The following is a 13,803-nucleotide window of genomic DNA, read 5'->3' as shown; positions in this document are numbered from 1 at the left end:
TATGAAAACAAATTACTCTATTAAAGCTATCTTAATGTTTGCAATTATAGCATTAAGTTTTACAAATTTAAAAGCCCAAGCTAATGTTAGAATATCTAAAGTAGATCCTGCCACTAATTCTGTAACATTAAAAAATTATGGCGATGCAACCGCTACTATATCAGGCTATTGGTTTTGTGTGGTTCCGGCATATAGCCAAGTAAGCGGCATGACTTCTGTTACTACACTAGCACCAGATGAAGAAGTTGATATAGCAAGTACTGTAAATCTTGTGGCAAGTAGTGGTGAATTTGGATTATATAGTGCCTCTGGTTTTAGTAACGCTAATAATATGTTAGATTTTTTACAATGGGGAACTGGTAGTTCAGGAAGTAGCCGAGAATCTGTAGCCGTGGCTGCTGGCCTATGGGTTGCAGATACATTTATTACTGTTTCACCGCCTTATCAATATAACGGAGATGGTACTCAAAACGGAGTAGCAAATTGGAGCACATTAGGTGTTGATGATTTTGAGGAAGGCAGCAGTTTAAGACTTTACCCAAATCCCACAAGTGACGTATTAAATATTGAGTTTAAATCTGTAATCGCTGATGGAACATTAGAAGTATTTGATATACTTGGTAAGCAAGTCTTTGTTCAATCCATAACTTCAAATAATATATCACAGATAGATGTCACTAATTGGGAAAGTGGGTTGTATTTAATTAAAATGTCTTCGGAAAATGGAGAGGAAACCAAACGGTTTATAAAACAATAAACTCTTGCTCAGCTTATAAGAGTAAAGCCTTTATACATTATAAATTTTTAAAGAAATGAGATATACATATATAATCATAATGCTATTGGCATGCCTAGTTTCAACAGCACAAGGAGACGATTTGTTGAGCGAAATTGATACGGATTCAATAGGTGATAACTATGCTACAGCAGCCTTTAAAGGCTTAAAAATCGTGAACTTTGAATCCACAAAACTAGTCGCAAAAAAAGAACTTACGTTTATTGTATCTCACCGATTTGGTAGCATAGAAAATGGATTTGATAGTTTTTTTGGCCTTGATGATGCCGTGACCAGATTAAACTTTGTTTACGGTTTAACAGATGCTGTAAACATTGGAGTATCACGTAGTTCATTTCAAAAAATATATGAGGCTTCAGCAAAGTATCGCTTAGTAAGACAAAAAGAAAATGGTTTTCCATTTACCATAGTTGCCTATAATTCAATTTTATTAAATACTGCATTAGAAAAAGAAAATTTACCGAAGTTAGAATTTAAGGATCGTCTTGGGTACACAGTACAAGTACTGGTATCTAAAAAAGTGAGCACAAATTTGTCGTTGGAAATTGCTCCTACATTTTTTCACGACAATTTTGTGGCTTATGACGAGCAGCACAACTCGCAATATGCAATTGGTTTGGGAGGACGGCAAAAATTAGGTAAACGTTGGTCATTAAACCTAGATTATGGTTGGCACCTTAACCGAGCAGACGGTTCGCCATTTAAAAACCCATTATCAATAGGTTTTGATCTTGAGACTGGTGGCCATGTTTTCCAAATGCATTTTTCAAACGCTCAGGCTATGAATACCAATGGGTTTTTAGGACAAGCCACAGGTGATTGGAGCGATGGTAATATTTATTTTGGGTTTAATCTCAGTCGTGTGTTTTAAAACAATTATTATGAAATTGAAATATTATATATCTATCACAATCAGCTTATTAATTCTGAGCTGTTCTTACAATAGTGAAGACGATTTAACTGAAGAGGTAGTCATTGAAGATTTTGTGACCTACGAGAACAATATAAAATCTATAATAGATAATAATTGCATCTCATGTCATAGCGAACCACCAGTTAATGGAGCACCAATGTCTTTAACAACATATTTGGATGTAAAAGATGCTGTTGAAAACAGGGATTTAATTGAGCGTATATCCTCAACAGATCAAGGGTTTTTAATGCCCTTTGGCGGCCCTAGATTACCACAAAACTTAATAGATCTTGTAATACAATGGGAAGAAGAAGGTTTACTTGAAAATTAAAAAACATGAAAAAAATCACATTTATAGCACTTTTACTCATTAGCATAAGTGCAATCGGACAAAGTAAATACCTCACCAAAACAGGTTCCTTAAATTTTGAAGCCTCAGTTCCTTCTTTTGAAGAGGTAGCTGCAAAAAATAATTCAGTTACAGCAATTTTTAATACTGCAAATGGCGAATTTGCTGCATTAGGTCTGGTAAAGGCTTTTCGTTTTAAGAATGCGCTTATGGAAGAGCATTTTAATGAAAATTATGCTGAATCCCATAAGTATCCAAAAGCAACTTTTAAAGGAGAAATTGAGGATTTTGATTTTGATGGGCTAAGTGAAGAAGGTAGTTCAATGTCCATTGATGGCTCATTGACGTTTCATGGAGTTACAAAGGAGATAAAAGATATTCCTTTAACTATGAAGCTTGTGGATGATAAAATAATTTTATCAGGAAGTTTTAAAGTAATGGTTTCAGATTTTGATATTGAAATTCCTAAGGTGGTTAGAAATAAACTGTCTAATGAAGTTACAATAGATTTTAGTTTTGAATTGGTTAAAAAATAGAATCTTATTCTAAAATCAAAAGCGCAAGTGAATCACTTGCGCTTTTTTTATTAACGTCTATCACGCTTCCTTTTCTCTCTTCTCTTCTTCCAAGGTGCATTTTTCTGCCAATCACCTGCCATAATGCAACCGTAAGGCATTACTTCGTCAATGACATTGCCTAAGCCAAATTCGTCCATTTGTGCTCTTACTGCTTTCGCATTTTTATAAGCACTAGGTAACTCGGTAATATCAATTTCCTTAGAAAAGAATCGTACATCCAATCCACGTGTTTCCTCTTTGAAGATTTGCATAACACTCCCTGTTTTACTTTTTCTATGTTGTGTTCTACTCACATTTCTTCCAGCACCATGTGGTGCAAAACCTAAATTGGTTTTTGTGGTAGATCCCTCAACAATTAAAACAGGCTCAGACATATTCAAAGGAATCAATCGAGGTCCTGTAATATCAGGCATAAACTTAGCATCCAAAGGAGTTGCACCTTTAGCATGGTAAAACAAATCACCATCTTTAAACACAAAGTTATGCTCATTCCAGTATCGGTTTTCAATATCAATTCCTAAGGTTTCAGCAACTGAATTGTGCAATACTTCATGGTTGGTTTTTGTCCAATCTCTGATAGTCTGCAATGCATCCCAATAATTTTTACCTTCTTCAGTATCAAAAGGAATCCAAGCATTTTGCTTTTTAGTTTCAGGTGATAAATCACGTCTAAAACGTTCGGCAATTTTCATTCCTTTATTGTACAATTTTGCACCAGGACCTCTAGAACCATGATGTGTTACCATCATAGTGTTTCCTGTATTTTTAGAGGTTCCAATAAATAAAAAATGGTTACCATCACCTTGAGTTCCTAAATGAGAACGTGCAATTTTGATCATTTCTTTGTCATTCAACAACACGTTATCTTCAAAAGCCTCTAACAATTCCTTTGGGAATCTAAATTGAGAATTTCTATCTCTTCCGCCAGGACCAAAATGTGTATTGGCATGTGCTGCATCTAAAATGGCTTTAGGGTCTGTTTTACCGAAATCGGTTAACATGACTGAGCAACAGATGTCTGCGCTATGCATTCCTGGATGAATGGCGTTTTTAGCCACAGCAACACCTCCTACTGGAATTGTTCCGTCAGGACCAGCAGGACAAGCATCTGGCATAATAGCGCCATCAACCAATGTTGGTGTTTTCATCAAGGTTTGCATTGAGTTAATGACTTTAGAGACATTGTCCTCTTCCATTTCATTTTCTGCTTTAATATTTATTGAAAATTCAATCGGATTTCTGTGTAATGCTATTGGATCTGGCATTTTAAACTGCTCTAAATACTTAGTAGTCATTGCCTCTCCTTGTAATTTATTTTCATTGATATGTGCAATGGCTTCTTTCATCCATTTCCCTTGCTTGTATCCTAAGGCAATTAAATCGTGCCCTGTTATTTTTGTTTTCATGTTTTCTAATTTTATTAAGCTCTGCCAGCTTCTACATCTGGCAGAGCGCTACAATGAAGCCTGATTCCAAAAAGACTTCTACTAAATTACTTTTTTTAATTACAATAAATTATTCAGCCTATTCTGAAACCAGCTATTTTTAGTTTCTGCTTCAGCTTCTTTTTTAGCCTGATTTTCTATGATTCTATTTTCGTTTGCCTGTACTTTTCTCTTCTTTTTTACTCGAGATAAAACAGTATCAACAAAACTGATAAAATCATCGTTCAATGCTAATTGCTTTGCTTCTTTAAGAACCTTTTCAGCATCTTCATACTTAGCGATACTTTCGTATAGTTGTCCTTGTGCCAAAGCAATACCAGCCTTACCAACTCCTTTTATAGTTTTAGCGAAGTCAATTAACTTTTGGGCTTCATTAAAATCCTCATTATTAATCAACAGCCTTATATAATCTGGGTATATATCTGGCGTTTCATAATTGCTAGCCAGAGCTTTTTCAAAATAGCGTTTTGCGGTTTCGTTATCACCCAATTGCTCATAGTGTACTTTAGCCATTAAATGCAAAGCTTTTACATTTTCTGGGTCGTAAGACAAAGCATAATTTAAGGCTTCAACCGCTTTCCCTAATTCCCAAGGGTAGGCTTCAATAGCTCTAAACAAGTGGATGTTATGCAAATTATTTTCCATGATACTTTTATTCAATAGTTTGTTACTGTTTTAAATGCAGCGCGTTATGTACTGCTCTTAAAACTGCTCAGATAGATGTATTCTTAAATTTTTTGAAATAAAAAATCCGAAACAGTTTATTTGCTTCGGATTCTTCTCTGGGAAATAAATTATCTACCAGTCTGCCGACAGGCAGGCAGAAAATACCGAAGCCTTGTAAATGACTCGAGGTCATAACTTAAATTTTGAAATGCTACTCTATGTTTTAGCATGGCTTCTTTGTTTTACTGAAATGAATTCAGCATTAATATTATTATTTGTGTTATTGCGAATTGTTTAATTCTGCGATGCAAATATAAAATGGAATTTTTGAAACTTCCAAATAAAAATTCAATTTAATTTATTGATTATCAATTAGTTAGGTTGATCTAAGGCAAAAGAATTCCTGTCCGCTTTATGCAGATGGTCGAAGGTTTTTGGCAAGCGTTTGTCTCCCAATTGCTTAGTCTTCAATACGTGTTATTTTATTTTTTAAAGTCTAGTTTCAAATTTTTGTAATTTTTTTCATAAAAAAAAGCGCCCAATTTCTTGGACGCTTGTTATCTATGTATAGTTTTTCTGTTTAAATCATTTGTAATTAATGATTGATAATAGATACATAACGTCCTTGCCGTTGAAATAATTCAATACTATTTCCTCGATAATCCCACTGACACATCAGTGATTTTGGTGCTCTATGTACTATTGTTTTTCTCATTAGTATTGCAAATATGGCATAAACCGTACCTTAATTCCAAATTTCAGGGTCATAAAGTTTTTAAATCCGCTATTACAACTACTTATCAATTAAAGCTTTTAATAGTGTTTTTAACTGCTTATCTTTGTGTAAAACCGAGAAATTATGTTATCAAAATCAATTGAAGCTGCACTTAATAAACAAATACGAATTGAAGCTGAGTCTTCCCAAGTGTATTTAGCCATGGCTGTTTGGGCTGAAGTAAAAGGGTTTGAAGGCATTTCTAACTTTATGTACGACCAGTCTGACGAAGAACGTGAGCACATGTTAAAATTGGTGAAGTTTATAAACGAGCGTGGAGGACATGCACAAATATCTGAGCTTAACGCTCCAAATATTTCATATTCTTCATTTAAAGAAATGTTTAAAAAATTATTGGATCACGAGGTTTTTGTATCTGAAAGTATCAATGAATTGGTTCATATTTCGTTACAAGAAAAAGACTATGCCACGCACAATTTCTTACAATGGTATGTTGCCGAGCAAATTGAAGAAGAAGCTATGGCAAGAACAATTCTTGATAAAATAAATATGATCGGAGATGATAAAGGCGGATTGTATTTATTTGATAGGGATATACAACAACTAACGGTAAGTTCTGCAGCTGACACACCAGGAGGAGCGTAAATGTTAAACTTTATTTAGAATAAATAAAAATAACTATTTTTGTTGCCGAATTTAAGATTCCCTTATAAGGAAACTGAAAATGGGCAAAAAAAAGAAAAACAAAAAGCTTAAAAAAGAGCGTATTAAAGTTCTTGAAACTTCTGGTTTTGAAGCCTTGGGCAAAGTCAAGTCCAAATGCTGTAAAAAATATAAGAAAGCAGAAAACAAACGCTGTAAAAAATGTCCTTGTTTTGATTTGCTAAAAAAAGTGGCTTAATTATTATTCCCGCATAACCTTTCTTTCTTTTCAGTCACTAACTTTTGGTCGTCTAATATAGTGGCGGTTTTATCCAATATTCATAGCTATACCTTATTTTTATCTAAAATTGTATTATTTTTAAGCTGAAAAAAAAATAAGTCTATGAACAAAATTACATTTAAAATGAAAAATTTTATAAAGCCACTTACTATTGTTGGTGCATTGTGCTATACAATAGGTGCTTTTGCACAAGATGAAACTGAATTTGTCCCTAAAGTAAAAAATGTTACTACACCTGCATGTGTACTTTATGCCAAAGATTATGAAGGACCTAGCTCTACACACACGTCACCAGAAGTTTTAAATAGAATGGCAAGTGGTACAGCATGTACAAACTTTATTGTTAATTATACGGGTTTTACTGGCCCTGAAGGAGCGCAAGCTATGGCAGCCTTTCAATTTGCTGTAGATATTTGGGCTAATTCCATAGAATCCTCTCAACCCATTAGAATAAATGCAAGTTTTGAGCCTCTTGGCCCAGGAGTCCTAGGCCAAGCTGGTCCAACTACAGTTTTAACATCTAATCATCCAGACGCTACCCCAAATGTCTTTTATCCTGTTGCATTATGGGAAAAAATTGAAGATCAAGACTCAAGTGGTTTTGGATCTATAGACATAAATGCTACTTTTAGTAGTTCTTTTAACTGGTATTACGGTACAGATGCTATGCCTCCAGGAAGTCAATTTGATTTTGTCACGGTAGTATTGCATGAGTTAGGTCATGGTTTAGGCTTTATAAGCTTTGCCACGACAGATGGGTCTACTGGAAGATTGAGAGAGCCAAACAACATGATTCCGACTGTTTACGATCTTAATGTTGAAAACGGCATGGGTCAATCCCTTTTAGATTCTGGTCTTTTTACTGACCCTTCTAATGATATGCATTTACAGTTAACAGGTAGTAACCTCTTTAACAACTCGCCAACATCTGTAGGTCAAAACGGAGGTGTAATACCAAGGATGTTTGCACCTAGCCCATGGGATCAAGGTTCTAGTTATAGCCATTGGGATGAGTCAACGTTTCCTAATGGAAATGTAAATTCATTGATGACTCCTCAAATAGGCTCCGGTGTTGCAAACCATAATCCAGGACCAATTTCTTTAGGACTTTTTGAAGACATGGGCTGGTCTATATGTGGTGGCTCTCTTACTGTAGATGAATTTACTGTAGATACTGTTGAAATAAGTCCAAATCCATTTACATCATCTATTGCCATAAAATTATCTAATGGTGCAAATGATGACTACACTGTAAATCTGTTTGATATCAACGGACGTGTTGTAATGAGCGAAACGCTAACTGCAACAAACGGTAACCTCACGCTTTCTAATTTAGATAAGTTAGGTGATGCACTGTACTTTGTTAAGATTACCAATGACTTTAGTGGTAGTAGTATTACTAAAAAAGTAATTAAGAACTAATTTTATTATTTATATAAATAGAAAAGAGCTGCCAAATGGCAGCTCTTTTTATATCTCAACTTTTTTACTTGTGTTTTATTTCCCCAACATTAAAAGTTCGCTACAAACCACTTCCGTCATATAACGTTTCATACCGTCTTTATCTTCCCAAGAGCGTGTGGTCAGTTTACCCTCAATGGCAACCTCCTTACCTTTGGTTACAAATTTCTCTACAATCTGTGCCGTTTTTCCCCAGGCAACAATATTGTGCCATTGGGTGTCGGTTACCTTTTCGCCTTGCGAATTTTTATAGCTCTCGTTAGTCGCTATTGAAAATTTTGCCAAGGTTTTTCCTGACTCTAAATTGATGATTTCTGGATCCTTACCTAAGTTACCAATCAACTGTACTTTGTTTCTTAATGTGTTCATGTGTTCTAAATTTTTAATGTTAAACAGTTAATACTATCGAGACTTGCCTACCCATGGATAGGTTCTTATGTTTCGACACTGCAAAGATTATACAGTTGGCAAATTTTAGTCGGTAGTTACGTGTTTAAATTCGTTTGTAAACGTTTGTAGTCGTTTGAAAATGACTAAAACGCTATGGTTGTTGGTTTTGTTGATATTTTGTTTAATTCTATAAAAAGTGTTTTTTATACGCGTTGCCTGTAATTATGAACGACTACTACGTCTACATACATCTAAATCCAACAACGAATGAAATTTTCTACGTTGGAAAAGGCAAAGGACACAGAAAAACAGCAAAGACTTCTCGAAATGAGAAATGGGTTGAATACGTTTTAAAACTAACTGAACCTCATAAAGTTTTGGTCTTAAAAGAAAATTTAAGTGAAAGAGACGCTTTGGACTTGGAGAAAAAAGTTCTGAAAAAAATTGACTTTCACTACGATGATTTGACAACAAATATTGTGGAATCTGAACCTGAATGGAATGACGATAGCGGAATTCTAATCAAATTGGATTTTAGAAATATCTTCTCGGAATCAGATAAAAAAGTTTCTTTTCGTTTCCATAATCTCACTGACAATGAAATAATTAAATCTTTGCTTGATTTTCCAAACGAAATCAAACTTTCAGAAATACAGAAAGAATTTGATTCCATTTATGATTTCTTTCACGATAATTATGATGAATTGGAGGAAATTGATGATGATATGTTTTTGGATATAGAAAGTGCTTTGGACTCAATAAATGACCTAATAGATGAATACAAAGTTTCGGATAACGAAAATTTGACTGAATTCCTTAAAGATTTGGAAAGAGAGAGATTTGAAGTTGAATTTATCCTTGATGAGACACCAAAAGGAATGCAAAAACAAATTGCCAAAAGAATTATAAATTGGATAGACGAGAAAATAAAAAAATAGCTACATGCAACAACGACTATGGTTCATTGCTTCTGACTTTCCTCTCGGAAAGTCCTCGCAAATTTGCTATCTTCGGTTTACGGCGGAAAATCCTCGCGGATTTTCACGTAACGAAACCATAGCCAAACACGTTGTGTGTAATTAAAAAAACGAACATTTGAACTCAAAGATATTCGCAACAAGAGTTAAACAATATGAATCAATCTTAAATGAGCATATAGGAAATAAAACGACTTGGATTGAAAACGATTGGTTTTTAATAGAACCTCTGAATGAAAATGATTCTGAAATTTCAATCAGGTTTTTGTTTGACGAAATAAGAGTTGGAATTGGAATGGTGACTGAATCTTATTCTGATAAATATGCTGGATTGGAATTTGAAAAAGGTTTTGAAAAATTCTTAAAACTCATTTCTACAAAAATAAAACGGGAGGATTTATACAAAGGAAAATATCCTTATAAGTCGCATTATACTTTTGAAAACAACGGAGTTTATGAATTGTTCGGAACAGCAATGACTTTTGAATTTCGATTTTGGAAAAAGCTGATTAAAAAAACAAATATTCAGAAAGCAATAATTGAATCTGAACTGATTATGGAAACGTTGAACGTAATAAAATAACTACACACAACTATGTGTATAATTCATTGCTGGTTATAGCCAACGACCGTTAACCTACAAATACTCGACGCAAACTTTATAAAATGAACCCATTAGAAAAATTTAAAGATTGGTACAACGAAGAAACTCAAAAAAGTACGGTTAGAATACCTTCGGCTTGTTGTTTGTCTTCTATTGGTATAGATGGTTTTCCTAATGCTCGTATGGTTTCTTTAAAAGAAGTTAGAGAAGAAAAGTTTGTTGTCACTGGTCCCATGAATTCTAAAAAAGGAAAGGAGTTACTAGCCAACCCAAAAGCTTCTCTCATATTTTGGTGGACAGATACTGAAAGACAAATTAGGGTACAAGGAGAGGCTTTTCAAATTGAAGACGAACTTGCAGACCACTATTTTAAAGACAGAAATAAAGAATCACAAATTGTTAGTGCAATAAGCAACCAAGGTGCTGAAATAGATGATATCACTGAACTTATGACTTTGTTTAAACAACGAAAAGCTGAATGTACCAATACAGAAATTGAGAGACCTAAAGATTGGTCTGGTTTTTACATCGTACCAAAACGGATAGAGTTTATGGAGTTTAATAAAAACCGGTTTCACTATCGTGAGTTATTTACACGTAATAACAACAAGTGGTACAAAGTGATGTTACAACCTTAGAAAACCTTTTACCATGAAAAAATTGATTATAGTTTTAATGCTTTCGAGTGCTTTCGCTTGCAAAGAAACATCAGACGGTAAAAGATCGGAATTAGAACTATCCATAGAGCAATCCATAGTAGAAATGAAGATTCGCTACTCAGCAAAAAGGGATTTAATTCCGTGTCAATTGGTGTCTATAAAAATGACAAAACCTTTACCAAGCATTATGGAGAATTAGACAAGGGAAAAGGTAATACACCAAATGACAGTACTATTTATGAAATTGTATCTTTAATCGCGATATGAAACAGGTCCTCAGCTACATCTTACCGGTAACAAAAACCATAGAATCCGATTATAGTGGTACTCTAGAAATCACCTGGCACAATGGTAAAAAGCACCTCAACTCCCAAAATGCCAACTATAGTTATGGTTCACTACAACACATTTTAAAATTTGGAATTGAAAAAATAAACTTACAGAACGTCAACTCAATTTTAGTATTAGGCATGGGAGGTGGAAGTGTTATTGCCACGCTTCGAAAAGATTTTGAGTTTAATAAGGACATTACAGCTGTTGAAATCGATCCTGTTATTATAGACATTGCCAGCAAGGAATTTGGGATTTCAGAAAACGAAAATCTAAAAATCCTTTGTGCTGATGCGCTTGAATTTGTTAAGCAGGGCAAAGCGCAGTTCGATTTAATCATTGTAGATCTTTTTATAGATTTATCCGTTCCGAGTCAATTTTTATCTGAAGAATTTTGGGACCATACGCTTAATTTAAAATCTTCAAAAGGTGATATCATTTTTAATGCTTCGGTAAAGGACACTAACAACAAAAGTGTAAATCAGCTCATCAACTACCTAAAAACAAAAGTGTATAAAGTCGATGTTTTTGAAAACGTTAACGATACCAATACGCTCGTGATTTTAAAATCTCTGTAAACGTTTGTAAACGAATATTTTGTATTTTGTCACTACGTATGAAGTATTCGATTGAAAAGGCATTAGAAATTTTAGAACAAACGCCAAAAACCTTAAAATCCTATTTGGGCAATCTTTCTGACGATTGGCTTTTTGCCAACGAAGGAAACGATACCTGGAGTCCTTACGATGTCGTTGGGCACTTAATCCATGGTGAAAAAACGGATTGGATACCACGCCTTAAAATCATTCTCAGTAATTCTGAAAACAAAACCTTTGAATCCTTTGATCGGTTTGCACAATTTGAAAATTCCAAAGGAAAAACCATCACCCAACTACTAAATGAATTTGAGAATTTAAGACAAGATAATCTCAAGGTTTTAAAGCAACTCAATTTATCGAGCGAACAATTAAAACTAAAGAGTATGCATCCAGAATTGGGTGAAGTTTCTATTAGCGAATTATTAGCCTGTTGGGTAACGCACGATTTGGGTCATATTGCCCAAATAAGTAGAGTTATGGCAAAACAATATAAAAACGAAGTAGGACCTTGGGTAGCGTACATCCCAATTTTAAATACATAATTATGCATAGAAAATGTCCAGAATGTGGTGATAGAATTATAGGTAGAGTTGACAAAAAATTCTGTAGTGATGGTTGCCGTAACGCTTATAACAACCGCATTAACAAAGATTCCAAAAATCTTATCAGAAACACCAATAATCGCCTACGAAAAAATTACAGGATTTTGGAAGCCCTCAATCCGAACAAAAAAACTAAATGTTCTAGGGCAAAACTCGTTGAACGTGGTTTTGATTTTAATTATTTCACAAGTATCTATACAACAAAAGCAGGTACAATCTACTATTTTGTTTACGACCAAGGCTACTTGCCTTTAGAAGGTGACTATTATGCTTTGGTAAAACGAGACGATTAACCCTTGGTTTTACTGTTCCAGTTTTCACCTTTGAGTTGTAGTGCAGCCTTTAAAATATCCTTTTGACTTATCTGACCCACTAGTTTGCCATTTTCCACAATAGGAAAACGTCTTCTCTTCGACTGTAAAAACTTATTGGCAGCATCAAAAACATCCATATTGCCGTCAATGGTTTCAACATTGGCAACCATACGTTTTTCTACATTATCCTGCTCAAGAGGCATATTATAATATCGGCTTTCGCTCAGATGCTTTAAACAATCACCTTCGGAGATAATACCAACTAACTCATTTTTATCATTAACTACTGGTCCACCGGAGATCTTATATTTTATTAAACACTCTACCACTTGTTGTACGGACTGGTCTGGTTTAAATGTTATGAGATTAGTGGTCATATAATCTTTTACTTTTAGCGCAACAGGCTGGCTAGTGCTTTGCTGTTGTTGCTTACGAGCACCTTGAAAACTTTTTATTCCCATAACGTTTGATTTTTAGAGTGAATTTTAAATTTAGTGAAAATTACTTGTTTGGCAAAATGATAAGTTCTTGGTCTAAATTTTAGGTACTTTTATCCTTTATAAACTCATCGACGTTTGAAAAATAGAATAAGTATAATTGGTTGTGGCTGGCTTGGCCTTCCTTTGGCTAAAGCATTAATTAGTGAAGGTTATAAAATAAAGGGCTCAACAACATCTCAAAATAAGATTGAAGACCTAAAAAAAGCTTCAATCGATAGTTATTTAATTCAGTTAGGTGAAAATGGAATTTCTGGGAATCCTTCAGAATTTTTAGCGGAAAGCGAAACTGTAATCATTAATATTCCACCTGGCTTAAGAAAAAATCCGTCCAAAAACCATGTTGCCGAAATAACGCATTTAGTGGAAGCTATTGAGGCAGCACAAATAAAACACGTGCTTTATGTGAGCTCAACTTCGGTTTTTAAAGATGAAGAGGATTTTCCTGTAATAGATGGTGATACCTTGCCCAATACAACCTCAAGTAGCTCAAAGCAACTTATAGAAATTGAGCAAATGCTTCAAAACAATTCAAACTTCAATACTACTATATTACGATTTGGTGGTTTGTATGATGAAGAAAGGCATCCTGCTGAATATCTTTCAGGAAAGAAAAATGTTGCTAATCCTAAAGCTCCAATTAATTTGATTCACAAAGAAGATTGCATAGAAATCATTGGCACAATCTTAAAAAATAACCATTGGAATATGGTTTTTAATGCAGCTCACCCAGATCATCCTAAGAAAAGCGAATACTATACAGCCTATTGCAAACAACATAGTTTACAGTTACCAGAGTTTAATTCGGAATCCAAAAGCAAAGGAAAAATAATAGATAGTACTAACTTGGTACAGCTTTTGAACTACACTTTTAAACAGGCGCTATAGAAATTAATAGTTTTTTAAGAGCTATTCACATTAAATTTTATAGTTTTAGCCCTCAA

Annotated in this window: 18 protein-coding genes and 1 pseudogene; 15 read left to right on the top strand and 4 right to left on the bottom strand. The window is 34.2% G+C overall.

Translation table 11 applies throughout. The annotated features are described in order from the left end of the window. The first annotated feature begins 1 nt into the window (after position 1). The 4 genes from F1003_RS04385 to F1003_RS04370 are packed head-to-tail and all read left to right on the top strand — an operon-like array spanning position 2 to position 2,594. Positions 2-757: a T9SS type A sorting domain-containing protein gene (locus tag F1003_RS04385; RefSeq protein WP_155088002.1), complete on the top strand. Its 756-nt coding sequence runs from the start codon at positions 2-4 to the stop codon at positions 755-757. 55 nt (positions 758-812) lie between these two features. Continuing rightward, the gene (locus F1003_RS04380) at positions 813-1,667 is read left to right on the top strand and encodes a DUF5777 family beta-barrel protein (protein ID WP_155088001.1); all 855 of its coding nucleotides are present in this window, start codon (positions 813-815) and stop codon (positions 1,665-1,667) included. Between the two features lie 10 nt (positions 1,668-1,677). Beyond that, positions 1,678-2,040, top strand: a complete 363-nt coding sequence (locus F1003_RS04375) for a hypothetical protein (protein WP_155088000.1) — start codon at positions 1,678-1,680, stop codon at positions 2,038-2,040. 5 nt (positions 2,041-2,045) lie between these two features. Continuing rightward, positions 2,046-2,594 carry a YceI family protein gene (locus F1003_RS04370; RefSeq protein WP_155087999.1) on the top strand — a complete coding sequence of 183 codons (549 nt, stop codon included), beginning with the start codon at positions 2,046-2,048 and terminating at the stop codon, positions 2,592-2,594. A gap of 50 nt (positions 2,595-2,644) precedes the next feature. On the opposite strand, the gene F1003_RS04365 is transcribed toward F1003_RS04370, so the two are convergent. Both F1003_RS04365 and F1003_RS04360 read right to left on the bottom strand, forming a co-directional pair. Continuing rightward, positions 2,645-4,042 carry an RtcB family protein gene (locus F1003_RS04365; protein ID WP_155087998.1) on the bottom strand — a complete coding sequence of 466 codons (1,398 nt, stop codon included), beginning with the start codon at positions 4,040-4,042 and terminating at the stop codon, positions 2,645-2,647. 99 nt (positions 4,043-4,141) lie between these two features. Next, complete coding sequence (locus F1003_RS04360; protein WP_155087997.1) at positions 4,142-4,726, bottom strand: tetratricopeptide repeat protein; 585 nt, start codon at positions 4,724-4,726, stop codon at positions 4,142-4,144. 880 nt (positions 4,727-5,606) lie between these two features. On the opposite strand from F1003_RS04360, the gene F1003_RS04355 reads away from it, so the two are divergent. The 3 genes from F1003_RS04355 to F1003_RS04350 all read left to right on the top strand — a co-directional run bounded on the left by F1003_RS04355 (position 5,607) and on the right by F1003_RS04350 (position 7,848). After that, positions 5,607-6,128 carry a ferritin gene (locus F1003_RS04355; RefSeq protein ID WP_155087996.1) on the top strand — a complete coding sequence of 174 codons (522 nt, stop codon included), beginning with the start codon at positions 5,607-5,609 and terminating at the stop codon, positions 6,126-6,128. 79 nt (positions 6,129-6,207) lie between these two features. Next, positions 6,208-6,384 (top strand): hypothetical protein, encoded by a 177-nt coding sequence (locus tag F1003_RS16800; RefSeq protein WP_202913878.1) that lies wholly within the window; start codon positions 6,208-6,210, stop codon positions 6,382-6,384. 165 nt (positions 6,385-6,549) lie between these two features. After that, complete coding sequence (locus F1003_RS04350; RefSeq protein ID WP_162306894.1) at positions 6,550-7,848, top strand: T9SS type A sorting domain-containing protein; 1,299 nt, start codon at positions 6,550-6,552, stop codon at positions 7,846-7,848. 75 nt (positions 7,849-7,923) lie between these two features. Here F1003_RS04350 and F1003_RS04345 read toward each other — a convergent pair whose 3' ends face one another. Further along, positions 7,924-8,256: a single-stranded DNA-binding protein gene (locus F1003_RS04345; RefSeq protein ID WP_155087994.1), complete on the bottom strand. Its 333-nt coding sequence runs from the start codon at positions 8,254-8,256 to the stop codon at positions 7,924-7,926. Between the two features lie 245 nt (positions 8,257-8,501). Here F1003_RS04345 and F1003_RS04340 point away from each other — a divergent pair, with 245 nt between their 5' ends. The 7 genes and pseudogenes from F1003_RS04340 (at position 8,502) to F1003_RS04310 (ending at position 12,341) form a co-directional block, all read left to right on the top strand. Then, positions 8,502-9,215, top strand: coding sequence for a GIY-YIG nuclease family protein (locus tag F1003_RS04340; protein WP_155087993.1), 714 nt, complete (start codon positions 8,502-8,504; stop codon positions 9,213-9,215). Between the two features lie 157 nt (positions 9,216-9,372). Continuing rightward, on the top strand, positions 9,373-9,837 hold the full coding sequence (locus tag F1003_RS04335; protein ID WP_155087992.1) for a hypothetical protein: 465 nt from the start codon (positions 9,373-9,375) through the stop codon (positions 9,835-9,837). Between the two features lie 77 nt (positions 9,838-9,914). Further along, positions 9,915-10,496: pseudogene (locus F1003_RS04330) on the top strand (pyridoxine/pyridoxamine 5'-phosphate oxidase); the annotation flags it as partial. A 13-nt stretch (positions 10,497-10,509) separates the two neighbouring features. Further along, positions 10,510-10,716, top strand: a complete 207-nt coding sequence (locus F1003_RS04325; RefSeq protein WP_155087990.1) for a hypothetical protein — start codon at positions 10,510-10,512, stop codon at positions 10,714-10,716. A gap of 64 nt (positions 10,717-10,780) precedes the next feature. Continuing rightward, positions 10,781-11,425, top strand: coding sequence for a spermidine synthase (locus tag F1003_RS04320; protein WP_155087989.1), 645 nt, complete (start codon positions 10,781-10,783; stop codon positions 11,423-11,425). 38 nt (positions 11,426-11,463) lie between these two features. Continuing rightward, positions 11,464-11,988, top strand: coding sequence for a DinB family protein (locus F1003_RS04315; RefSeq protein ID WP_155087988.1), 525 nt, complete (start codon positions 11,464-11,466; stop codon positions 11,986-11,988). Positions 11,989-11,990: 2 nt separating this feature from the next. After that, a complete protein-coding gene (locus F1003_RS04310) occupies positions 11,991-12,341 on the top strand; it encodes a DUF2116 family Zn-ribbon domain-containing protein (RefSeq protein WP_155087987.1) in 351 nt (116 codons plus the stop codon). On the opposite strand, the gene F1003_RS04305 is transcribed toward F1003_RS04310, so the two are convergent. Then, the gene (locus F1003_RS04305; protein ID WP_155087986.1) at positions 12,338-12,823 is read right to left on the bottom strand and encodes a CBS domain-containing protein; all 486 of its coding nucleotides are present in this window, start codon (positions 12,821-12,823) and stop codon (positions 12,338-12,340) included. The two genes, F1003_RS04310 and F1003_RS04305, sit on opposite strands and share 4 nt — an antisense overlap. A gap of 114 nt (positions 12,824-12,937) precedes the next feature. On the opposite strand from F1003_RS04305, the gene F1003_RS04300 reads away from it, so the two are divergent. Next, positions 12,938-13,747 carry an NAD(P)H-binding protein gene (locus tag F1003_RS04300; protein ID WP_155087985.1) on the top strand — a complete coding sequence of 270 codons (810 nt, stop codon included), beginning with the start codon at positions 12,938-12,940 and terminating at the stop codon, positions 13,745-13,747. Positions 13,748-13,803: the final 56 nt, after the last annotated feature.

The organism is Winogradskyella ouciana (assembly GCF_009709615.1).
Classification (GTDB): Bacteria; Bacteroidota; Bacteroidia; order Flavobacteriales; family Flavobacteriaceae; genus Winogradskyella; species Winogradskyella ouciana.
Note: the sequence above shows the minus strand (reverse complement) of the source record. Positions and strands in the feature narration are given on the sequence as shown.

What these genes read in the sequence shown, in the direction of transcription:
- F1003_RS04385 (WP_155088002.1), top strand. Translation starts at nt 2, where the DNA reads ATGAAAACAAATTACTCTATTAAAGCTATCTTAATGTTTGCAATTATA.
- F1003_RS04380 (WP_155088001.1), top strand. Translation starts at nt 813, where the DNA reads ATGAGATATACATATATAATCATAATGCTATTGGCATGCCTAGTTTCA.
- F1003_RS04375 (WP_155088000.1), top strand. Translation starts at nt 1,678, where the DNA reads ATGAAATTGAAATATTATATATCTATCACAATCAGCTTATTAATTCTG.
- F1003_RS04370 (WP_155087999.1), top strand. Translation starts at nt 2,046, where the DNA reads ATGAAAAAAATCACATTTATAGCACTTTTACTCATTAGCATAAGTGCA.
- F1003_RS04365 (WP_155087998.1), bottom strand. Translation starts at nt 4,042, where the DNA reads ATGAAAACAAAAATAACAGGGCACGATTTAATTGCCTTAGGATACAAG.
- F1003_RS04360 (WP_155087997.1), bottom strand. Translation starts at nt 4,726, where the DNA reads ATGGAAAATAATTTGCATAACATCCACTTGTTTAGAGCTATTGAAGCC.
- F1003_RS04355 (WP_155087996.1), top strand. Translation starts at nt 5,607, where the DNA reads ATGTTATCAAAATCAATTGAAGCTGCACTTAATAAACAAATACGAATT.
- F1003_RS16800 (WP_202913878.1), top strand. Translation starts at nt 6,208, where the DNA reads ATGGGCAAAAAAAAGAAAAACAAAAAGCTTAAAAAAGAGCGTATTAAA.
- F1003_RS04350 (WP_162306894.1), top strand. Translation starts at nt 6,550, where the DNA reads ATGAAAAATTTTATAAAGCCACTTACTATTGTTGGTGCATTGTGCTAT.
- F1003_RS04345 (WP_155087994.1), bottom strand. Translation starts at nt 8,256, where the DNA reads ATGAACACATTAAGAAACAAAGTACAGTTGATTGGTAACTTAGGTAAG.
- F1003_RS04340 (WP_155087993.1), top strand. Translation starts at nt 8,502, where the DNA reads ATGAACGACTACTACGTCTACATACATCTAAATCCAACAACGAATGAA.
- F1003_RS04325 (WP_155087990.1), top strand. Translation starts at nt 10,510, where the DNA reads ATGAAAAAATTGATTATAGTTTTAATGCTTTCGAGTGCTTTCGCTTGC.
- F1003_RS04320 (WP_155087989.1), top strand. Translation starts at nt 10,781, where the DNA reads ATGAAACAGGTCCTCAGCTACATCTTACCGGTAACAAAAACCATAGAA.
- F1003_RS04315 (WP_155087988.1), top strand. Translation starts at nt 11,464, where the DNA reads ATGAAGTATTCGATTGAAAAGGCATTAGAAATTTTAGAACAAACGCCA.
- F1003_RS04310 (WP_155087987.1), top strand. Translation starts at nt 11,991, where the DNA reads ATGCATAGAAAATGTCCAGAATGTGGTGATAGAATTATAGGTAGAGTT.
- F1003_RS04305 (WP_155087986.1), bottom strand. Translation starts at nt 12,823, where the DNA reads ATGGGAATAAAAAGTTTTCAAGGTGCTCGTAAGCAACAACAGCAAAGC.